The 20,809-nt window shown below is 54.0% G+C and carries 19 protein-coding genes; 9 read left to right on the forward strand and 10 right to left on the reverse strand.

What is annotated here, in order from left to right:
- Positions 1–109: 109 nt before the first annotated feature.
- The 4 genes from FE784_RS33505 to FE784_RS41270 all read left to right on the forward strand — a co-directional run bounded on the left by FE784_RS33505 (position 110) and on the right by FE784_RS41270 (position 4,095).
- On the forward strand, positions 110–1,072 hold the full coding sequence (locus FE784_RS33505) for an ABC transporter permease (protein ID WP_139606606.1): 963 nt from the start codon (positions 110–112) through the stop codon (positions 1,070–1,072).
- 24 nt (positions 1,073–1,096) lie between these two features.
- Positions 1,097–2,026, forward strand: coding sequence for a carbohydrate ABC transporter permease (locus tag FE784_RS33510; protein ID WP_139606607.1), 930 nt, complete (start codon positions 1,097–1,099; stop codon positions 2,024–2,026).
- A gap of 117 nt (positions 2,027–2,143) precedes the next feature.
- Positions 2,144–3,649, forward strand: a complete 1,506-nt coding sequence (locus FE784_RS33515) for an extracellular solute-binding protein (protein ID WP_139606608.1) — start codon at positions 2,144–2,146, stop codon at positions 3,647–3,649.
- Positions 3,650–3,954: 305 nt separating this feature from the next.
- Positions 3,955–4,095, forward strand: a complete 141-nt coding sequence (locus tag FE784_RS41270) for a hypothetical protein (protein ID WP_176706696.1) — start codon at positions 3,955–3,957, stop codon at positions 4,093–4,095.
- 148 nt (positions 4,096–4,243) lie between these two features.
- On the opposite strand, the gene FE784_RS33520 is transcribed toward FE784_RS41270, so the two are convergent.
- A complete protein-coding gene (locus tag FE784_RS33520) occupies positions 4,244–5,572 on the reverse strand; it encodes an ABC transporter substrate-binding protein (protein ID WP_139606609.1) in 1,329 nt (442 codons plus the stop codon).
- 526 nt (positions 5,573–6,098) lie between these two features.
- Between FE784_RS33520 and FE784_RS33525 the strand changes: the two genes are divergently transcribed.
- Complete coding sequence (locus tag FE784_RS33525) at positions 6,099–6,254, forward strand: DUF1540 domain-containing protein (protein ID WP_139606610.1); 156 nt, start codon at positions 6,099–6,101, stop codon at positions 6,252–6,254.
- A 112-nt stretch (positions 6,255–6,366) separates the two neighbouring features.
- Here FE784_RS33525 and FE784_RS33530 read toward each other — a convergent pair whose 3' ends face one another.
- Together FE784_RS33530 and FE784_RS33535 are read right to left on the reverse strand one after the other, a co-directional pair.
- On the reverse strand, positions 6,367–7,428 hold the full coding sequence (locus FE784_RS33530; RefSeq protein WP_139606611.1) for a Gfo/Idh/MocA family protein: 1,062 nt from the start codon (positions 7,426–7,428) through the stop codon (positions 6,367–6,369).
- A gap of 48 nt (positions 7,429–7,476) precedes the next feature.
- Entirely contained in the window at positions 7,477–9,051 is a 1,575-nt protein-coding gene (locus tag FE784_RS33535) for an FAD-dependent oxidoreductase (protein ID WP_139606612.1), read from the reverse strand.
- A gap of 313 nt (positions 9,052–9,364) precedes the next feature.
- Between FE784_RS33535 and FE784_RS33540 the strand changes: the two genes are divergently transcribed.
- A complete protein-coding gene (locus FE784_RS33540) occupies positions 9,365–9,985 on the forward strand; it encodes a L,D-transpeptidase family protein (protein ID WP_176706697.1) in 621 nt (206 codons plus the stop codon).
- Positions 9,986–10,337: 352 nt separating this feature from the next.
- Here FE784_RS33540 and FE784_RS33545 read toward each other — a convergent pair whose 3' ends face one another.
- The 7 genes from FE784_RS33545 to FE784_RS33575 all read right to left on the reverse strand — a co-directional run bounded on the left by FE784_RS33545 (position 10,338) and on the right by FE784_RS33575 (position 16,145).
- Entirely contained in the window at positions 10,338–11,003 is a 666-nt protein-coding gene (locus FE784_RS33545) for a DNA-binding response regulator (RefSeq protein WP_139606614.1), read from the reverse strand.
- 214 nt (positions 11,004–11,217) lie between these two features.
- On the reverse strand, positions 11,218–11,739 hold the full coding sequence (gene def, locus FE784_RS33550) for a peptide deformylase (RefSeq protein ID WP_139606615.1): 522 nt from the start codon (positions 11,737–11,739) through the stop codon (positions 11,218–11,220).
- A gap of 43 nt (positions 11,740–11,782) precedes the next feature.
- On the reverse strand, positions 11,783–12,403 hold the full coding sequence (locus tag FE784_RS33555; protein WP_139606616.1) for a hypothetical protein: 621 nt from the start codon (positions 12,401–12,403) through the stop codon (positions 11,783–11,785).
- Positions 12,404–12,579: 176 nt separating this feature from the next.
- Positions 12,580–12,978, reverse strand: a complete 399-nt coding sequence (locus FE784_RS33560) for a MerR family transcriptional regulator (protein ID WP_139606617.1) — start codon at positions 12,976–12,978, stop codon at positions 12,580–12,582.
- 27 nt (positions 12,979–13,005) lie between these two features.
- Complete coding sequence (locus FE784_RS33565) at positions 13,006–14,718, reverse strand: CotH kinase family protein (protein WP_139606618.1); 1,713 nt, start codon at positions 14,716–14,718, stop codon at positions 13,006–13,008.
- Between the two features lie 19 nt (positions 14,719–14,737).
- Positions 14,738–15,430: a DUF4956 domain-containing protein gene (locus FE784_RS33570; RefSeq protein WP_139606619.1), complete on the reverse strand. Its 693-nt coding sequence runs from the start codon at positions 15,428–15,430 to the stop codon at positions 14,738–14,740.
- Between the two features lies 1 nt (position 15,431).
- On the reverse strand, positions 15,432–16,145 hold the full coding sequence (locus FE784_RS33575; protein WP_139606630.1) for a polyphosphate polymerase domain-containing protein: 714 nt from the start codon (positions 16,143–16,145) through the stop codon (positions 15,432–15,434).
- Between the two features lie 456 nt (positions 16,146–16,601).
- Between FE784_RS33575 and FE784_RS33580 the strand changes: the two genes are divergently transcribed.
- The 3 genes from FE784_RS33580 (at position 16,602) to hisJ (ending at position 20,786) form a co-directional block, all read left to right on the forward strand.
- Entirely contained in the window at positions 16,602–17,273 is a 672-nt protein-coding gene (locus tag FE784_RS33580; protein ID WP_139606620.1) for an MgtC/SapB family protein, read from the forward strand.
- Positions 17,274–17,506: 233 nt separating this feature from the next.
- Positions 17,507–19,855: an RNA polymerase recycling motor HelD gene (helD, locus tag FE784_RS33585; protein WP_139606621.1), complete on the forward strand. Its 2,349-nt coding sequence runs from the start codon at positions 17,507–17,509 to the stop codon at positions 19,853–19,855.
- Between the two features lie 112 nt (positions 19,856–19,967).
- The gene (gene hisJ / locus FE784_RS33590) at positions 19,968–20,786 is read left to right on the forward strand and encodes a histidinol-phosphatase HisJ (protein WP_139606622.1); all 819 of its coding nucleotides are present in this window, start codon (positions 19,968–19,970) and stop codon (positions 20,784–20,786) included.
- Positions 20,787–20,809 lie beyond the last annotated feature (23 nt).

A 20,809-nucleotide genomic window follows, 5' to 3' on the forward strand; every position in this document is an offset into this window, starting at 1 on the left:
CGGTACAGATAAGGATGCCGTTTGTTATGCTTGTAGCATGACATAATGACCGACGGGACGCGCTTCCGGATACAGCCGGTACCGATCGATCGAGAAGGGGGACAACAAGATGAAGCCGGCAACGACCGAATTATCGGCACCCGTAGCGAAAAACCGGAATATGTACTTCCGGACGTTATGGTCGGACATTCGCAAAGACTGGGATTTGTATGTGGCGCTAATTCCCGGAATCGCATTCCTGCTGCTGTTCAAATACACGCCGATGTACGGAATTGTGATCGCATTCAAGGACTTCAACATATTCGACGGCTTGGCTGCAAGCCCATGGGTCGGATTGAAGCATTTCGAGAAGCTTTTTGCCAATGACAGCTTCCTGCACGTGTTCCAGAACACGTTGATTATTTCGTTATACAAAATCGTCTTTTTGTTTCCGCTGCCCATTATTGTGGCCGTTTTGCTGAACGAGCTGAAAAACCTGGCGTTCAAGAAGGGCGTCCAAACGGTCATTTATTTGCCCCACTTTCTGTCGTGGGTTATCGTAAGCGGTCTGTTCATCGACTTGCTCTCCACGAATGGCGGTCTCGTCAACAAAATCATCGTCGCGCTCGGAGGAGAACCGATCCGATTTTTCCTCGACAGCGAAATATTCCGCTCGGTGCTGATTTCTTCGGCGGGCTGGAAGGAAACGGGCTGGAGCACGATCGTATATTTGGCGGCCTTGACGAGCATCGACCCGCAATTGTACGAGGCGGCCAAAATAGACGGAGCGAACAGATGGAAGCAAATGGTGCACGTGACGCTTCCCGGTCTTGTCCCGATTATTTTGCTCATGTTCATTCTTCGTCTCGGCAACATTTTGGAAGCCGGAACCGAGCAAATTCTCGTCATGTACAACCCGAGCGTCTACAACGTCTCCGACGTTATCGGCACTTACGTATACCGGATCGGCTTGGGAGACCAGGACTACAGCTTCTCGACGGCCGTCGGCTTGTTCGATTCGGTAGTGGGCTTCATCCTGATCATGACGGGCAACGCCTTGAGCCGGAAATTCCTGCAGCGGGGTATCTGGTGACGTACCAGGGAAGGGGGATTTGCTATGAGTGCTGAAAATGCGTTGACAACCGGAAAAGTAAAATCCCGCGGAATCCAATCATCCGTAGGCGAGAAAATATTTACCGTATTCAACTATACGTTTTTCATCTTGCTGGCCATTACTACGATCTTTCCGTTTCTGAACTTGATCGCCAAGTCGCTAAGCAGCGAAGCCGCCGTCATATCGGGCAGCGTTACGGTATTGCCGGTCGACTTCCAGCTGGGGACGTACAAATATGTCGTTCAAAACTCGATGTTTCTGAACGCCTTCAAAGTTTCGCTTATCGTTACGGTGTGCGGGACGCTGCTCGCGCTGTTTATGACGACGCTGGCGGCCTATCCGCTCTCGAAGCCGCGGCTGCGCGGACGCAAATGGTTTATATTGATGTACATTTTCACGATGCTGTTCAGCGGCGGCTTGATTCCGACCTACTTGCTCATGCAACAGCTGCACTTGATCGACAAGCTGCCGGTGCTCTTTATTCCGGCGATGGTCAGCGTATATAACATGCTTATCATCAAAAACTATTTCGAAAGTTTGCCGGAATCGCTGGAGGAGTCGGCGAAGCTGGACGGAGCGAGCAATATGACGATCCTGTGGAGAATCATGCTGCCGTTGTCGCTCCCGGTATTGGCTACGATCGGACTGTTTTTCGCGGTACAGTTCTGGAACGACTATTTCGCTTCCCTGATTTATATCAACTCGGCCCACCTGAAGCCGCTGCAGCTGTATTTGAAGGAACTGTTCGTTTCTTCGAGCGACGTATTCCTCAGGGCGGGAGGCGAAGTCAACGTCGATGCGGCCATGAACGTATCGCCGCAGGCGATCCAGGCGGCCTCGATCATTTTGGCGACATTGCCGATCCTGCTCGTCTATCCGTTCCTGCAAAAATATTTCGTCAAGGGCGTTCTCGTCGGTTCCGTCAAAGGATAACCGGGCTGGGGCGCACAGTGAAAGGGGTGGTCGGAAAACGTATTACGGCGAGAGGGAGCATGACCGCACCAAGGAAAATGGGGCTATGATTTGCACAGCTAAAGGGAGGTTCAACCTATGTTCAAAAAGACATTAAGCGTACTATCGATCGCCACTCTGGCCGCATCGGTAGCCGCATGCGGCAGCGCGACAGATTCGAAAACGTCCGGAGGGTCCACGACGCCCGCCGATAACAAACAAGCGGAAGCGAATAAGCCTAAGCCGGAATTCAAGGCGCTTCTCCAATACAGCCGCTTCGATCCGAACGCCGAGTTCGTGGCCAAATATTTGAACGAGAAAACGGGCTATAAGACGACTTACGACATGCTGCCGGTAGAAAACTTCGACGAGAAGCTGAACCTGCTCATGGCGAACAAAGAGCCTTACGCCTTCATGAAGCTGAATGCGACCCAATACGCCAAGCTGGCCTCTTCCGGAGCTCTGGAGCCGCTTGACGAGCTGATCAACAAATACGGCACGAACATGAAAAACGTCATCAGCCAAACGTCGTGGAACGGCGCCAAGCTGGACGGCAAAATATACGGCATTCCCGAAACGGGCTCCGGCACGATCGTCAATACGGCGCTCGTCACCCGTCAGGACTGGATCGACGAGCTTGGCCTGAAAATGCCGACGACCCGCGACGAGTTCTATACGTTCCTGAAAACGATCCGCGAGAAGAAGAACGTTATACCGCTTACCGGCGGCAAAAGCCCGATGCTTGCCGAAGTCGCTTCCACATTCGGCGTAACGACGACTTGGAACGAATCCGGCGGCAAGCTGACCCATATGGTCGAAAACCCGGGAATGAAGCAATACCTGGCATTCATGAAAAAGCTGTATGACGAGAAGCTGATCGATCCGGAATGGTCCATCAACCAATCCAACAAAGTGATCGAGAACTTCACGAGCGGCAAAGCGGCCATCATGATGAACGGCTACTACAACATGCCGACGATCACGACTGCGCTCAACAAAAACTTCCCGAACGCCAAAATCGCCACGATGCCGTTCATGAAGGGCGACAGCGGCAAAATGCAAGTCGTGGCCGGGGGCAGCATCGGCTGGTTTATCGCGGTTCCGAAATGGTCCGAGAACAAAGAAGAAATTATCAAATACTTGGATCTGAAGCTAGACAAAGACATTTTCAAAGGCGCGGCCATCGGGCAAGAAGGCGTGCATCATAAATTCGAGAACGGCAACTACTTGCCGATTTTGCCGAAATTCAACGACGATCTGAACAATGCGAGCAGCTTCCTGACGGGCGTAGACGAGAAAAACTACCCGATCTACTGGCAAGCGCGCGTTCGCAAGGATCCGGTTCTGACCGACGCTTTCACCAAAATCCAAGAGAACGCCAAGGGCAGCACGGTTACCGATCCGCTCGCCTTCGCGCCGCCGATCGACGCGATCGCCAAAAATGCCCAAAAGCTCAACAAGTTCATGGAAGATACGTTCATCAAGTTTATCGCTGGCGGAGAGTCGCTCGACAACTACGACAAATTCCTGACCCAATGGAAAGCGGACGGCGGGGCCGATATGATCAAAGCGGCCAACGACTGGTATGCTACCACGAAAAAATAAGCAATTTCCGTTCCGCGTCTCCCGCGGATCGGAGGTGCCGCTTCCTCGGACGCAGTTTGCGCCCGAGGGGCGGCTTTTCTTTATACGCTTAAGATTCCCTGCAATTTTATCGTTGTGCGCATCCAACCGAAGCAGTAAAACTGATTACACCGGAATGTACCGTTTTTCGCGAAGGGGGCTAATTTTGCCCAAAGCGAAATTTCGAATCAATTCCAAGAGCGTGCTGCTCACCTGGCGCTTTCGTATATAGTCGTACTGCTGTTCCCCGTCATGATGAGCGTGATCGTCTATGTCAAATCGGCCGAATGCTGGAGAACGAGATCCACGAAGCGAACGATTCGCTGCTGCAGCAGTTCCGGGAGGCGATGGACAGCCCATTCGAGAACATGAAGCGGCTCAGCTTCGAGCTGTCCTGGAACGTCAAGGTCGGGGCGTTGAAAGGGTGAGGGGAGCGGACTGCTCCCCTTTTGTACGCAGTAGGCATCCTTTTGGCGACTGCCCGCGGCGAATGGCATTGTGGACGGGCGCAGTCGCGGGGCATAGCGAACGTGAGCTATACGTAAAATCGTCGCTGCAGGAGGTTTCCGCTCCGGCTTATTTGTTCTTGTCCGCCTCGATCTGCTTGACGATCGTCTCTTCCGCCTCGCGGAGGGCTGTATTCAAATCCTTCGCCTTGAGCACGACATCCTGAACGACGGTCGTGGCCATCCGCGATGTCGAGGCGCTGTAATATTTGCTTTGCGGAGAAGGCGAAGCGGGTTTGCCCGGCAGCATCGCTTTAATATTTTTGCCTTTATACATCGGAGCATCTTGGCCGAAGGCGGAGCGAATCGCATCGCTTTTCAGCAGCGAGACGAATAGCGCTTGCTTGGATTTCCCCAGCTGGAACTCGTCGGAAAGCAAATATTGGATAATTTCGAACGACTGGTCTTTATGCTTGCCGCTGCTGGCAAGATACAGGTGGTACGGGTATACTTGCGCCCCGACGCCCGGCATGTCTTTCCAGGTCGGAACGGCGGCGACGTCCCAGTTCATCCCGGCCAATTCCTCCGCGGTATGCATCGTGCTGAACGGGAGCCACATCGCGGCGGTATGATCTTTCTGGAACAGCTGGCGCTGGCCGGACACACCCAATTTGGTCGCGTTCGGCTCATAACCCGGAAGCTGGTAGAAGCGGAGCAGGTTTTCCATCGCCAATTTCGTCTGGTCCGTCGTCAGCGTTACTTTGAAGGTGGACGGATCGACGAGCTTTAATGAGGTTTGATGGCGCATCAAATAATGGCTCGGGGAGATGGCGAGCCCGTGATACAACTGGCCGCCCTCCTTGCGGGTCAGCTTCTTGGCGATCTCGTACAGCTCATCCCAGGTCAGGCCGTCCTTCGGATAGGCGACCCCGAATTTATCAAAGATGTCCTTATTGTAATAGATCGGGGCAGGTGCGGTGTACAACGGAAGTCCGAACAGCTTGCCCTCGCCCATCTGCCGCATCATATCGATGCTGGTCGGCTCGAAGCGGTTCAGGTCGAACTGGTGTTTTTTGACGTAAGGGTCGAGGTCGGTTTGCAAGCCCGCCGGAAAAACCGAAGTGAAGGCGGTACCGACCGAGCTGACGATAATGTCCAGCGGTTGACCGGCCGCTACCAGCTTTTCGAGCGAACCGCTCGTCGTCGATACGAATTTGGGGGTGACGTGCGGGAATTTCGCTTTGATGGCGTCGCCGTACTCCTTCATAAAGTAGCCTTCCTGATTCCAGTCGCCGCCTGCATGGAAAAAGACGAGCTCTACAGGCTCGGCAGCAGCCTTTGGAGGTGCGGGATTTTGCGCATCCTTGCTGCCGCTTCCTTGCTCTCCGGAGCCGCAGGCGCTAACGATAACGAGCGACGCGAGTGCGGCCATGCCGGCCAACTTGTTCCATCCGTTCAACCAAACCAGTCCCCCTTCCGACTTGGGAACTGTTACGTAGAAATATTTCAGATACCGCCGCGCGCTTTGCCTGCCTTTGGCAACGAAATGCGCCTCTTGGGGCGGATCGATACGTAACAGTCCTCGCCTATGCGGAAATTCCGCGCAGGATGTTCATTCGCCGCTCCGATGATGGGCCTATTTCGGACATTTTTCATTTGGCAATTGCGACCTTGCAGTTGTCGTGTCGGCATAGACAATTGTTTGATAGCGCTTACAATTTTAGGTTCATTTAATAAGGCTTTAGCTATTGCGCTACGCCTTCTTATGGACCAACCCCGCCTCCTCTCGGTCGGAACTGTCGCAATTTGACGAATTACGGAAAATGTCTAAAATAGACCCGTATCAAGCTTAGCAAACTTTTTTTTTCAACGTCAATAATTAGACAACATTTCGACGCGTGTTCAGAATAAAAACATTTTGCGCCCCAACGTATAAAACCATGCCCAAGTAGACCACCCTTAGGAGAGGGAGGTGAACGAAAGACATGGCTAAAGACGTACTATGCGAAGTGAACTCTTGCAAATATTGGGCAGCGGGCAACCAATGCAACGCGTCCTCGATTTATGTGGTCAGCCACCGTGGCCAACATGCGAGGAACTCCGAGGAGACCGACTGCAAAACGTTTGAACCGAAGCTGTAAGACGAATTTGGGGAAGAGGGGAGCTGCAATCTCCCCTCTTCTGCTGTCTTCATCCAATAGTATTGCCAAGAATGATAATTATTATCAGCAATTCGAGCTCATTCGATTTTTCTTAAAATCGCACTTCAATGCCCTTCTCTGCAGACTCGTAAATACCGCAGAGCATTTTCATCATTTCTACGCCGTCTTCGACCGGGCTTAAAGTTTCGCGCTCGCCAAGGCATACGCCGATGAAATGATCGATCTCGTCCTGGAACCCTTTGACGAAGTCGAAGGACAGGTTGTTGATTTGCGGAGTTACGTTCAAAATCGTATCGTATTTCTCCGTCACGATAGACAGCTCCGGCTCGACCTCGAAGCCGCCCTTCTCCCCGAACAGCTTCACGGAAATCTCATCCTTCTTCGCATGCAGCGTAAAGCTCACGTCCACGAGCAGGGAAGCCCCGTTCTCGAAGCGGATAACCGCGTTGGCCAAATCTTCTACGTCATTATGCTCGGCGTTGTAATCGGCCGCTTTGTAGTAGTTCAAGTTTTTCACGTTGGAACGGTTGCCGAGCTTGCGGTACGTGTTGCCGCTGATGCTTTTTACTTTCGGACGTCCCATCAAATACCAGCACAGGTCGATCACGTGAACGCCCAAGTCGATAAGCGGTCCGCCACCGGAGCGTTCGATATCGGAAAACCATCCGCCCGGATTGCCGAGTCTGCGGATGCACGTCGCTTTGGCATAATAAATGTCGCCGAACTCGCCGTTGTCGATATATTCCTTCACGATCCGCGTGTTCGAGGCGTAACGGCGCACGAAGCCGACCTGAAGCGTTTTGCCGCTGCTGCGGACTGCTTCTTCCACCGCTAACGCTTCCTCTACCGTTTTGCACAGCGGCTTCTCGCACAGCACGTGCTTGCCGGCGTTCAGCGCGGCAATGCTGATCGGAGCGTGGCCATTGTTCCACGTACATACGCTGATCGCGTCGATATTAGGGTCTTTCAGCAGTTCGTTGTAATCGGTGTAAACGTTCGGAATTCCGTACTTCTCGGCTTTGGCGCGTGCGCGCTCTTCGTTCAGGTCGCAGATGGCGTAGAGCTCGGCCTGCGGGTTTTCCTTGTAGGAGCGCAGATGGCTTTCGGATATCGATCCGGCGCCGACGACGGCGATTTTGACGGTTTTACTCATCGGTATAAACACCTCTTAAAGTTTATTGAGTGTCCGTTCGCTTAACGATCAGACCGGCCGGGTGACAGGCCAGGAAAGCTCCACGCCTTCGCGTACGAGCAACTGCTGGAATTGCTCGAGATCGGGCTTCGTGTTGCGCACCGCGCGCGGCGAGATGCCGCGTTCCACGCAATAGGCGGCCAAATAACCTGCCGATTCGCCGATATTCCACTCGACAGGGTGGAGCCGGTAGCAGCCATTCGTAATATGGGTGACTCCCAAGTTTTTGCAGGCCGGCAAAAGGTTGTTCATCCGAACCGGGATGAGTGCGCCGAGCGGGATTTGGAACGGAAGCGACGAAATATCGATATAGTGGCGATTGCTCGTGCTCGGATGCAAATCGATCCGGTAGCAGCCGATGCCGACGGAATCTTCGAAAGTTTCCGCCTTGCCGTCGGGTCTGCACGCTGTTGCAACATGCTGCTCGAGAACCGTAAATTCCGCTTTGATTCTGCGCGATTCGCGAATGTAAGGATACATCGCGAGGCCGTCCTCGGTGCCGACGATGTCTTTACGCAGACGAAGTCCAGGATAGCCTTGCTTGCCGTCCGGCCTCGGAGCTTCGGTCTGCAGCCAGTACAGCAGCGAGAGACTGAGCTGCTTGGCGCCTTCCAGATGCTTCGCGCGTTCTTCCGCGCTTACTTCGAATACGGGGCCGAGCCAATAGTCGTTTTGCGGCCAGTTGACGAGTGTCGCGTTGCTGGCAAACGTGCCCGGGGTGAAGTGATTCTTGTCTACGATTTGCCGGTAATGAAACAGCGAGTAGCGATCCGTTCCCGGGAACAGTTCATATTGCACCGTCTCCAGCGTATGCGGGCGGACGCCCGACCAGCTCAGCAGCTTGTCCGGCCAAAAGTCGGCTTTGTAGTCGCGCCAGAAGTCATACTGGGCAGGACGATCGATCGTATGATCCTCGCCTTCCATATAGTCCATGGCGAAGCAATGGGTGAAGCCTTGCATGTCAAGCGGGTCCGCTTCGCCCTCCAGCGCATGAGGCTCGCCCGTCTGCGCTTGCGATTCGGCTCCCGTGACATACTCCACGCCTGCGAGAGGCAGCACGTCGCCGCACTCGGTTGCGTCGATGAAATACGGCGCGGTAAGCGTAATCCGCGAACCGGTATCCCGGTTCGACACGACAGCGGATACGACACGATCGCCGTTGGTTTCCGCGGACTCGATCGCATGACGGGTCAATATCGTCAATTGTCCGCTGTGCACGTAAGGGGCGAGCATCTGGTTCAGAACCGCGAGAGCGGTGCGGAACTCGTGGCAAATGCGGCTGACGCCGCCGCTTCCCGGATTCAGCCTTTCATTGGCGCGGGCTTCTGGCGTCAAAGGGAAGTGATCGCGGTAATAAGCGCGCACCCCGTTGCGGAATTGGCGATAGCTGCGGGTGCTGCCGAATTGCTCGATCCACGGATGCTCGTCCGGCGGTACGGCTTGACTGGTCAACTGTCCTCCGATCCAATCGGTTTCCTCTGTCATAATAACGGAGCGTCCCATGCGGGCGGCGGCCAAAGCTGCGGCTGTTCCCCCGGTTCCTCCTCCGATAATGACAATATCCGCGTGAAGATGACGGTTCATCGGTTCGACTCCTTTGCCGGTAATAATGTCAGTTCCATGTTGTTCCTCCGCTAAAATCATTATAGCGCTATGCGATGGGCATAGATAGGTTCATTGTAATGAAAAGCTCCGCTTAAGCCTATGGAACGAGATGACCTTTTTTGGTACTTTCGACGTTTTTTTGTCGAAAGCTTTCCCGAATTTGTTCTGCAAGTGCGCTCGGCGACGCATGGTGCCATTTTTTCCGCCAATGTCTTCTTCCAGGGCCGGATGCGGCGTATAATGGACGGACCGGAAGATTTCGTTAGGAATGCAAGAAAAGGAGGCGGCGGACATGGAAGTATGCGGTATCGTGCGAACCCGGCAGCTTCTGGTAGTGGAAGCGCAGGACTACGTGACGACGCAGGCGACGCTGACCATGTGGGAGTCGGGGATAGCGGGGGCGGGCTGGCGGCTTGTTGGAAGCGCTCCCGCGGCCATCGGCAGAAAAGGATTATCCCCGCTGAAGCGCGAAGGGGACGGGAGGACGCCGGCCGGACGATTCCGCATGGGAACCGGCTTTGGCGCAGAGCCTTCCCCGACGGGGAAGTGGCCTTACCGAGTAGTCGATGACCGGGACTACTGGGTGGACGACCCGAACTCCGCCGATTACAATACATGGGTGCGCTATGAAGGGGATCCGTCCGGACGATGGAAATCGTTCGAGAGGCTGGCGATCCCGCCTTACCGCAAAGCGGCGGTTATCCGCTTCAATGAGGACCCGATCGTCAGAGGACGGGGGAGTGCGATCTTTTTTCACGTCTGGAGCGGACCCGAGTCCGGCTCCGCGGGCTGCATCACCGCTGCGGAGGAGGATGTCCTCCGCGTGCTGGAGTGGATGACTCCGGACGCGGAGCCGGTCATGGCGGTCGGCACGCGCCAGGAGCTTCTCAGGCTTGCGCCGTTTGCGCTGTGAATGATGTGAGGGCAAGGTCAAGTCTTGCCCGGTCTCGCCGGCCATTCGAAGGATCGAACAGCCCTTCGAAATCCCGGTCAGATAACGGAAATCTATTCCTCTATTCCTGTTAGTTTCAGGCATTCTTCTGAAATAGAGGAACATAGTTCCGTTAAGATAGTAATTTGCGCGCTGCCAAGCCCATCACATCCTCGATAGCGGAACACAGTTCCGCTACTCACGCTCCAATTGACTTTGTGGGCCAATTAACGGAAATTGGCTCCGCTATTCGTATATCCGAGCCTTTGCACCGCGCGCAGCTCCCGGCGCGCGGTGTTTCGCTGCATGACAGCGGTCGGTCGACTTCCTTCCTCTACAAATAGAACGGCTGTGCGGTATTATTTAGCCGGTAAGAGCGGACACGCTGCGTTCCCGATGCGGGAAGCAGTACGTCCATTTCGACGAGCTGATGCAGCAAGTCTCTTGCATACCGATCGCTTATGCCTAATCGGCTGCTAACTTCCGCAGGTGTAACCGGAACGCTGCTGCGAAGAGCGATGCGCACGATTTCTTTCTGCTTCCAGTTTAGCTGGATCGGGGACTGGCCGTCGCCGAACCATCGGCCCATAAGCTGCTGGAGCATTTGCTGACAGCGGCGCGGTTTGTCTTGAATGTCGTCGTAGGAGAACCGGATCACTTTCCAGCCATCGATCGTCAAATGATTTTGCCTCATCAAATTGTCGGCAAACTGGTGACGATTTGCATCGCGTGCATGGGGGCCGTATCCGTCTATCTCGAAGCATATTTGAAAAGGAGGACGGATATAGGCAAAGTCCAGGTATCTCGTGCCGTCTTTAAAATCTAATACTTCGTACTCCGGATGAAGGTGCTCGAAGTGACCGATGGCCGGCCACCATACATGCTGAAGAAACAGTTTCTCCGCATGACCGTGTCCTTCTTTCAGACGACGCAGCTTCTCGCCGGAATATTTGTGCAGATGTATCTTAAGAAAAACCTCATAATCATGTTCGAACGACATCTCATTCATCTCCTTTTCTTCACTTTGTCCAGAAAAATAAAAACACCGCACCACCCCCGGACTTCGGAGGCGAGCGGTGTGTGCTTCACACTGATCTCATTGTTGATTGAGTAGATCATAATACAAATGCGATGCTATGCGCAACAGGTATATAAAAAGAAGCTATTGATGCTAAAAACATGAGGGCATCAAGCTCCCCCTATAAAGCGGACTATCACCAGTCCCGCGACTTCGACATCCGGATCATTTGCAGCACGTCGATCGGCTTGTCGTTGCGGTCGTTGAACAATTGGCCCTTTTTGACATGGTCGATGTACAGCACGCCGTCCAAATGGTCGATTTCATGCTGCATGCATACCGCGACTTGGTCTACGCCTTCGACAAACGTTTCTTCCCCGGCACGGTTCAAGGTTTTCACCTTGACGTACTGGGCACGCCTCACCGTACCGTATACGCCCGGAATCGATAAGCAAGCTTCGAAGCCGGTCTGTTCGCCCGAGCGCTCGACGACAACGGGATTGATCAATTCGATTAGTCCGGTGCCATAATCGAGTACGGCAATCCGTTTCGGGATGCCGACTTGCGGAGCGGCGAGTCCTGCCCGATTTTCCCCCGAACGGATCGTTTCCGCCAAATCGTTGAGCAGCTTGATGATGTTCGGCGTTATGGCCGTCACGGGCTTGCAAATTTCCCTCAGGACGGGATCGCCGATTTTGCGGATTGTTTTTTCGGCCATGCGTGTAGTTGCTCCTTTCTTTACCCCATGATGGAGGTTCCATTTACCCCAGTTCCCCAAGAAAGCGGCGCAGCAAATTTTCGTTGCCGCCTACAAGCGTATAGCGGTGCGAGTTGCGGTCCGGGTTTTCGAACACGCCTTCTTTGACCAGCACCTTGAACGTGACGTAGACGGGAAGGCGCGGGGCTCTCTTGTAGTCGCTCTTCTCGACGATCGTGTCCAGCTTGACGTTCAATACGTCGGCCGTTTTCACATATCCGCTCGCTTTGATCTGATTCAGGGCGGCGAGAGCCAAATCCTTGAACAGCCAGACCGGGATGACGTTCGAATAAGCGGAACGGCCGCCTTCGGTTTGGACGCGGATTTTGTCCCCGATTTTTTCCCAGCGTGTGCGGGCGGTTACGGGCAAATGGTCGACCTCATCGGCCGTCTCCGGAGCGGTGGCGTCATCCAAGCCGTTCAGCCGGTCCCACTCTTCCTTAAGCGCCATAATTTTATGGGCGAAAGAGCGGATGTGTTTGGCATATTCGGTACGGTCCTGAATGGCCTGCCAATCGCGCTGTTTGGCGAGCTCGCCGATTTCATCGGCCAATTCCTCTTCATAGGCGATCATTCCTTCGGACAATTCGTCGAGAGTCGAGCTGACGGCAGTAGGATCGGGCATGCCGGCACACTCCTTTCGTTCTAATATTTTGTAACGGAATTATATAACTACAACGAATTGTATTCAAGTATAAAACGATAATTGCGTAAAAAGAAAAACTCTTCGGTAATCCGAAGAGTTTGACGATTGCCTTATATAGATGATGCGGCCTTGGCGGGAGAGGGGAATAGACACGCTTACTTTTTTCGTTGTTGCCCTGCTTTGACGTCAAATGGCTTGAACATCTCCTGCTTGCTCATTTCTGCGCCTTCCTCCATTGCCCGGACCGTTGCTTCGACCGAGCGGATTAATTTATCCAAGCGCCGCTTTTTCGCCTTAAGCAGCAGCTTGTGGGAAAGCAGCGCCTGTTTGCGGTCAAAGTCGGGATTGTTCATGATGCTCTTCATATGCTGGAGGGGGAAATCCAGTTCCTTATAGAACAAAATTTGCTGAAGTCTTATAAAATCGTCCTCACTGTACAACCGATAGCCATTCTCCCCGACCTCCGACGATCTCAATAGACCGATATTGTCGTAATGATGCAGCGTACGAACGCTAACTCCCGCCAAGCGGGCCACTTCTCTCACCTTGTACATGTCGTGATCACCCCGGAATAGGTTGGCCTATAATCTTCTGCGTCTGAACTTGGTGACAAACAAGCAGGATAAGAAGAGCAGAACGAGCATGCCCGCGGTCAAATACATCTCGTTCCGGTTTGCAGCCGTGTTGGCGGCTTTCGTCTGGTTGTCCATGCCCGGCATTCCGCCGCCCATTCCTCCGGGTCCGCCGCCCATACCGCCAGCTCCAAATTGGCCTCGGCCGCCTTGACCTATCTGCCCTTGCTGCCCGTTCTGGGCCTGCTCCGCGTTTAACGCCACGGCTTGAATATTCGCATTGTTTTGACCGGCGGGAAGGGCCATTGCTTGCACATCCGCTCCCGCATTGCCTCCGGGCAGCTGTCCGCCCATACCTCCGCCTCGGCCCTGACCGCCGCCGTTTCGGCCTCCGCCGAATCCGCCGGCGCCCCCTCCTCCGGGACCACCCATTCCGCCGCCGCTACCGCTTCCGTCGCCGGATGATGCGATCGTGCCGTCGAGCTGCTGCGCATAGTTTTGGACACGGCTGGAATTGGACGATATAAGCTGCGTTACCGCGCTTTTGTATTGGTCGTACGTGTAGAACGCCGTAGGATCTTTCTCGACATAAGAGGAGATCATGGCCGACAGCTCTTGAACTCTTGCTTTGAATGTGGCGGAGGATAAATATCCTTCGATCATATTCCGTATAATCTCATGGTATTTTTCCTTGTACTTTTCCACCGCAAGCAGCTTGGCGACAAGTGGCCGGTCGGCCAGCGCTCCCTGCGTAGGCTCGTCAATCAGGATTTGCGAGGAGCCCAGCCCTCCGAAAGACATGTTGTAGTCCCAGGGCAGCACCGAGAATATCCCGTTGCTCTCATACAAATAATAGTTGTGCTTGTTGGAGCCGAGATAGCTGTCCATATTGACCGCAATCGCATTCAGAGCGATAAATTTCAACATTTCCTCGACGTCCAGAACGTTCTCGTAATCCGTTCCGTTATTCAGCTCGTCCAGCATGTTCAGCAAAATGTCGTCGTTGGACGATTTGGACTTTTGCACGAGTCCCGGATAAGAAGCGGTATCGTCTCCCAGCCACTTCAACTCCGTACCGGTTCCTTGAACGGCCTTGTACAAAGCGCCGCTGGAATTGCCGAAATGCCGTTCGAGATAGGCGTCGCCTATTTGCTCCACGGCCAAGTAAAATCCTTTCAGCTCGCCGTTCACATAAACGTTGACGTAGGAATATTCCGGAGTGGGAAGGCCCATTTCCTTGGCCAGCTCGTAAGAAAGAAACTCCCTCATGTAGGTTGCGTCGCTGTAGTTGTTGTTCAAATTGATTTTGCTTATTCCGTAAAACGTTTGATTCGTTAAATATTCGTCAAACGAAATTTTGAAGCTGTAGCGGTCCGAATCGGACCGGACGACGCTGTTTAGGCTGAGATTCCCTTTCGTCCGGATGCCCACATTGTCGAATTTGATTCCGTTGTATTCGACGGAGGCCGTTTTCAGCTCTTCCGCCGCGGCGTTGTCGAGCATATCCTGGAATTCTTCTGCCGCGATCGTAATGTTCACATCGACGACTTTATGTTTCGGAAATACATACTGCGCGATATTTTTCGTATTGACCGACGAAGAGGTGCTTGCCGAGCCGGGGGAGCCCTCCGCGTTCCGGGAGAGCGTCTTGCCCGTAAAGCCGATCAGGAGCATAGCGATGCAGATGCACGCCAGTATCGGTAATGCTGCCTTGGAATTCATCTTCATCACCACCAATCGTTTAGGATGCATAGTCGCCGCTATAGCTGATCAGTACGGCGTTTTTCACTCCGGAGAGCTCGGAAATCCGGTTGACGAATGCACCTTCGCGATCTTTCAGACGAACCTCCATCGTCAATTCGGTGTTGCCGTGTTTTACAGTTTTTTGCTTGACGTTATATCGTTTGACGAGGCTGGTCAATTGGCTGTGCACTTCTTTCTCGCTTTCGTCGCCGTCGCAATTGACGACCAGCAGGTAGGGCGTTTCCACGGCCATGCTTTTGATAAAGAGCACGAGGACGAGTCCTACGATAATCGAGCCCGCGATAGCGAGGGTGAAAAAGCCCGCGCCGGCTACGATTCCCGCGACCGCCGACCAGAACAGGAAGATCAGGTCGGTCGGGTCCTTGATCGGCGTCCGGAAGCGGACGATCGACAGCGCGCCGACCATGCCGAGCGACAGCACGAGGTTGGAATTGATCGCGATGATGACCATGGCGGTAACCATCGTCATGCCGATCAACGAAACGTTGAAGCTTTTCGAATACAGAACGCCGCTGAATATCCGTTTATACAGGATGTAAATAAACAAGCCGATAAAGAAAGCGATGCCGAGCGTAATCAATATTTTCCAAATGCTGATGTCGGACGAGAAGTTTTCCATCACCGAGTTTTTGATAATATCCGAGAAATTCGTAGTTGTCGTAGTATCCATATTAATAATCCTCCCAGCTGTTTTCTTTTAAAAATTTGCGGCATATGACGTATTTGGAGGCCGATTGCCGCACCAAGCCTTCATTCTGAACGGCGGCTTTTATATACTCGGGAATGTAGTCGTCGAATTTAACTTCGAAAATCATGAAATCGTTTTCGAGAGCCCGCATCGTTTCCAAATCTTTGTCAAAGATGTCGGTGGCGTGCAAGCCGGTCCGCAATTCTTTGTCAAACGTGATGCGGACGTTGCCGTTCGCGCATACATACGGCTCGCGCACATAATCGACGATGACTTTCGGCCGCAATAACCGATGCTTCGCCTGATCGTACATGTCCAGCAGCAGCGGCTTGCCGGGAACGTTCAACACCTCGTAATCGCCTTCCATGATCCGATCGAACATGGTCCTCGTGAGAGGCTCCTTTACTTTGGCGATGTAATCCTGACGTTTAATTTTTTTCTCCAGATGAATGATGCTGTCTTCCATGTTGTAAATCCGGATGCGATATTTGGCCCGATCCCGGATTCCGCCCAGTTTCTCGTGGAGCGCCGTATTCTGGATGTCGTCGAAGTACAAGCTGCGAATGTGGTATTCGCCCGACGGACCGACATGCCGATCCGTCTCGATCAAGTGCCGGAGTCGTTGCCGGATCAGAACATATTGATGGTGGTTGATGAAAAATTTCAGCTCGTTGCGAAATTTCAGCGGGGCATTCAAGCTCATTCGGTAACCTCCTTCTCGGCCATGAGTCTGACCTTGCAAGCCGTAATGGTGAATTCACTGCTTTCCATTTGTCGTCGGACTGGCTCCTATATCGTTACTGCATCGTTGCGGTTTGTTGTTGACATGGCTAAGTATAAGCGGCGATTATTATTCTTTTATTAATTTGAACTGAATGCGAACTGAATGTACGCCAAGAGAAAGCTGAAATTTACAATTCCTTAACAATAGAGAAAAGTTAATCTCGCTAAAAAGCCGCCGAATCGTACGTTGCTTCATATCTGCAAGTGTGGATTCGTCTCTTCCGGAAGTTTGATGTAACCGCTTCAATTCGTTATGATGAAAGAACGTCGTCCTTATACCCTTGGCCGCCGCATCCCCGGGGGGAAGCGGCATGAACATAGAAGCTAGGAAATAAGCTGGACTATACCGAATGGGAGAGGTGGGACTCGAATGTTGGAGCTGGAATATTTGCTCAGAGTTATCGTGGCCGGCATCTGCGGGGCGCTCATCGGGTACGAGCGGAAAAATCGGATGAAGGAGGCGGGAATTCGGACTCATTTTGTCGTGGCGGTAGGAGCCGCGCTCATGGTCGTCATTTCGAAATACGGATTTCGCGATCAGATCGGGTGGGAGAGCTTGGCGTTCGACCCTTCGCGTATCGCCGCCCAAGTCGTAAGCGGTGTCGGCTTTTTGGGAGCGGGCATGATTTTCATGCAAAAGCAGACGGTTCGCGGCTTGACGACGGCAGCCGGAATATGGACGACGGCGGGAATCGGGATGGCTATGGGAGCGGGCTTGTACGAAGTGGGGGGCGGCGTGACGCTGCTTGTTCTCGTGGCGCAAAAACTGCTGCACGGCAAGCATAAATGGCTGTCGGCGCCCAAAACGGAAACGCTCGCCATGCGCATCGCCAATGAGCCGTCGGCCGTGGAGCAGCTATTGCGCGTGCTGGGAGAGAAGGGAATTTCCGTACTCGGCTATCACGTCGAGCAGACGGGGGGCGCCGGCTCCGTGCTTCAAGTGGAAATGAACCTTAAATTTTCGGGGAATATGCGGGCGGAGCAGCTCATGCCGATCATTCAACAATACCCGTTCATCCAATCGGTCGAAGCTTCTTCATGACGGGAAAACAAAAAACGGAGGCGCGTCGCGTCTCCGTTGCGTTTGCATATTAGGTTAAACAATATCGAAGCCAAAGAGGTTGAATCGATCAAAGCTCCATGGTAAAATAAAAAATGATTCTTTAGAAATAGAATTCGACATTAGTCGGATAATCCCAAATTAATATTATCACAAAAATCCGGTGTTTGTCAAATCCTTTTTAGCAACTATTCAGGACGTAAAGGAGCGGTGGCATGAGCTCGGAACAAAGTTGGCCGGAAGAGCAGCAGAGGGTGGATCGGATCGTCGCTGTCGTCAGCGAACGGATGGATAAGCTCGGGCAGCAGGTTGGCGACCTCCGATCGGATATCGTCAACATCCGCAAAACGTTTTGGGACGACGTAACCGTCAATATGGAGGACGATAGCGAGGTAGCCGAAACGTTCGCGAGCATGAAGCAGCAGGCGGAGGTGCTGTCCGAAAGGGAGCGCGGCCACCGCCATGCGATGAGTCAGTTGAAGGCATTGACCCGGCTGAAGCACACGCCGTATTTCGGTCGCATCGATTTTGCGGAGGAGGGCGAGCGGGGGGCGGAGCGCATTTATATCGGAACGAGCTCACTGCTGGACGACAGCGGCTTCGAGTTTCTCGTGTATGACTGGCGCGCTCCCGTATCGAGTCTTTACTACGATTACGGTCCGGGATCGGTACAGTACGAGACGCCCGGAGGGACAATTAAAGGGACTATGGAGCTGAAGCGGCAGTTCATCATCCGCGAAGGCGTCATCCGCAGCCTGTTCGACACGGGTGTCACGATCGGCGACGAGCTGCTGCAGGAAGTGCTGGGCAAACAGTCCGACGCACAGATGAAAAGCATCGTGGCCACCATCCAGCGGGAGCAGAACCGGATCATCCGCAACGAGCGGGCGAGGCTGCTCGTCGTGCAGGGGGCGGCGGGAAGCGGCAAGACGTCCGCGGCCCTGCAGCGCGTCGCCTACTTGCTGTATCGTTACCGGGAGACGTTGAAGGCCGATCAGATCGTGCTGTTCTCGCCGAATCCGATGTTCAACAGTTATGTGTCGACCGTGCTTCCCGAGCTTGGGGAAGAAAATATGGAGCAGACGACATTCCAGGAATACGTCGAGCACAGGCTCGGGAGGACGTTCCGCATCGAAGATCCGTTCGAGCAGATGGAGTATACGCTGACGGCCATGAAGGAACCGGGTTATGCGGCGCGGATGGAAGGTATCCGCTACAAGGCGTCTGCGGATTTCATGCGCCTATTGGATGCGTACGCGGCTTATTTGGCGAAAGAAGGGATGCAGTTTCGCGATGTCATGTTCCGGGATGAGGTGCTGGTATCGGGCGAACGGTTGCGCGAGCGGTTTTACGAGCTGGATGCGTCCCTATCGATTCCGAACCGGATGCAGGCGCTTGCGGAATGGCTGCTGAAGGAGCTTAGGCTGCAGGCGAAGCTGGAGCGGCGCAAGCGGTGGGTCGAGGACGAAATCGAACTGCTTGACAAAGATGCCTATATTCAAGCGTTCGAGCAGCTTCAGCAAAAGAAAAGGTTTTCCTCGGATACGTTCGACGATTTCGCCAGAGAGCAGGAGCAGCTCGCCTTTATGGTCGTACAGGAGCAATTCAAGCCGCTGCGCGTTCAAGCGAAAAAGCTCGCGTTTATCGACGCGCCGGGCGTTTACAGGCAGCTGTTCGCTGATCCGGCTTTCGCGGCTTCGATAGCTCACGATCAGACGCTGCCGCCGCTGTGGGCGGATATATGCGGGCAGACGACGGAGAAGCTGGAGCGGCGCGAGCTGGCAAACGAGGACGCGGCTCCTTATATGAACGTGTTGGAGCGGCTCGAAGGATTTCAGACGAATTCCTCCGTCCGTCATGTATTCGTCGACGAAGCCCAAGATTATTCGGCGTTTCAGTTCGCGGTGCTCAAACGGCTGTTTCCGCGCGCCAGAATGACCGTGCTCGGCGATTTGAATCAAGCGATCTATGCGCATGCCGAGGCCGATAGCGGCGGCTTCGCGGCGCTAGCTCAGCTGTTCGCCGAGGAGGAGACGGAGAAGTTCGTGCTGACCCGCAGCTACCGTTCCACGCGCGAAATCGTCGAGTTTACCCGGGGGCTGGTCAGGGGCGGCGAGTCCATCGAGCTGTTCAACCGGAGAGGAAGCAAACCGACGGTTACAGCCGTCGCCGACCGTTCGATGCTGGCGGGCTATGCCGCCGACAGGATTCGGCGGATGCGGGAGGAAGGACATCGCTCGATAGCGGTCATCTGCAAAACCGTAGAGGAGAGCCGGGAAGCTTACGCCTCGCTTAAGGAAATGCTGTCGCTCAAGCTAATCGGGACGGAGACCAGCTCCTTCGAGCAAGGGACAGTCGTTATTCCTTCGTATTTGGCCAAAGGAGTCGAATTCGACGGTGTCGTCATATACGACGCTTCGGGTGACGTATACGGCAGGGAAAGCGAGCGGAAGCTGTTTTACACCGCCTGTACGCGTGCCATGCATGAGCTGCACCTTTGTTATACGGGGGAGCCGAGTCCGTTTCTGGGCGGGGCTTCGCCCGATAGCTACGAGGCGGAATAACGGGGGCAGTACCGGTCCGGCAGCCGAATTGGTACAATGGAACGTGTCGGCATGGACGTGATCCGAATCACGGCGGACGGCCGAATCGAAGGATGAAGGGGAGAAGCGGCCGATGATCAAATGGGATGGACATTCGCATACGAAATTTTGCAAGCACGGGCATCCGGACGAATTGGAGCGGTATTTGGAACAAGCGGTCGAGCTCGGCTTCGGGCGTTATTCGGTGACGGAACATCCTCCTTTGCCGGAGCGTTTGATCGATGACGAGCGGCTGATGGCGGAGCTTGCAATGGACTTCGCGGAAATGCCGGCTTATTTCGATTACGTTCGGGAATACAAGAAAAGGTATGAAGGCCGGTTGGACATCGCTATCGGACTCGAGTTCGATTATTTGCACGAAAATTACGCCTTTACCGAGCGGATCGCCGAGCCTTGGGCGGACGTGCTGGAAGATGCCGTCATGTCGGTCCATTACTTGCCCGGACGGGGCGGCTTGCGCTGCATCGACTACAAGCCGGACGATTTCCGGGTCAACCTGTTGGATTATTACGGATCGATGGAGAAAGTAGTCGACGAATATTTCGATCATGTCGAGCAGGCTATCGAAACGGCCGTCCGTTTGCCCGGAAGGAAGCGGATCGGGCATATAGGCCTGATCGAGAAGTTCCGGCAGGCGCTTCCTCCGGTCGACGAAGCGCAAATTCGCCATAGGCTGGAAAAGGCGCTGCCTCTGCTTAAGCGGACGGGCGTCGGCGTGGACGTGAACACGGCCGGCTTGCGCGTCGCCACATGCGGCAAGCCGTACGTACCCGAATGGTTCATTCGGGAGTGCGTCGCCGCCGGCGTCGAATGCGTGTACGGCTCCGATTCGCACAAACCGGAGCAGGTCGGCTTCGGGTGGGACTATTTCGAGCAAGCGATGCGGGGATAAACAAAAGGGCTGCCCGACCGACG

The organism is Paenibacillus hemerocallicola, from assembly GCF_006265175.1.
Taxonomy (GTDB): domain Bacteria; phylum Bacillota; class Bacilli; order Paenibacillales; family NBRC-103111; genus Paenibacillus_AB; species Paenibacillus_AB hemerocallicola.

Bases quoted from the DNA above. Each gene is read 5' to 3' on its own strand.
- FE784_RS33505 (WP_139606606.1), top strand. From the start codon at position 110: ATGAAGCCGGCAACGACCGAATTATCGGCACCCGTAGCGAAAAACCGG.
- FE784_RS33510 (WP_139606607.1), top strand. From the start codon at position 1,097: ATGAGTGCTGAAAATGCGTTGACAACCGGAAAAGTAAAATCCCGCGGA.
- FE784_RS33515 (WP_139606608.1), top strand. From the start codon at position 2,144: ATGTTCAAAAAGACATTAAGCGTACTATCGATCGCCACTCTGGCCGCA.
- FE784_RS41270 (WP_176706696.1), top strand. From the start codon at position 3,955: ATGCTGGAGAACGAGATCCACGAAGCGAACGATTCGCTGCTGCAGCAG.
- FE784_RS33525 (WP_139606610.1), top strand. From the start codon at position 6,099: ATGGCTAAAGACGTACTATGCGAAGTGAACTCTTGCAAATATTGGGCA.
- FE784_RS33530 (WP_139606611.1), bottom strand. From the start codon at position 7,428: ATGAGTAAAACCGTCAAAATCGCCGTCGTCGGCGCCGGATCGATATCC.
- FE784_RS33535 (WP_139606612.1), bottom strand. From the start codon at position 9,051: ATGAACCGTCATCTTCACGCGGATATTGTCATTATCGGAGGAGGAACC.
- FE784_RS33540 (WP_176706697.1), top strand. From the start codon at position 9,365: ATGGAAGTATGCGGTATCGTGCGAACCCGGCAGCTTCTGGTAGTGGAA.
- FE784_RS33545 (WP_139606614.1), bottom strand. From the start codon at position 11,003: ATGTCGTTCGAACATGATTATGAGGTTTTTCTTAAGATACATCTGCAC.
- def (WP_139606615.1), bottom strand. From the start codon at position 11,739: ATGGCCGAAAAAACAATCCGCAAAATCGGCGATCCCGTCCTGAGGGAA.
- FE784_RS33555 (WP_139606616.1), bottom strand. From the start codon at position 12,403: ATGCCCGATCCTACTGCCGTCAGCTCGACTCTCGACGAATTGTCCGAA.
- FE784_RS33560 (WP_139606617.1), bottom strand. From the start codon at position 12,978: ATGTACAAGGTGAGAGAAGTGGCCCGCTTGGCGGGAGTTAGCGTTCGT.
- FE784_RS33565 (WP_139606618.1), bottom strand. From the start codon at position 14,718: ATGAATTCCAAGGCAGCATTACCGATACTGGCGTGCATCTGCATCGCT.
- FE784_RS33570 (WP_139606619.1), bottom strand. From the start codon at position 15,430: ATGGATACTACGACAACTACGAATTTCTCGGATATTATCAAAAACTCG.
- FE784_RS33580 (WP_139606620.1), top strand. From the start codon at position 16,602: ATGTTGGAGCTGGAATATTTGCTCAGAGTTATCGTGGCCGGCATCTGC.
- helD (WP_139606621.1), top strand. From the start codon at position 17,507: ATGAGCTCGGAACAAAGTTGGCCGGAAGAGCAGCAGAGGGTGGATCGG.
- hisJ (WP_139606622.1), top strand. From the start codon at position 19,968: ATGATCAAATGGGATGGACATTCGCATACGAAATTTTGCAAGCACGGG.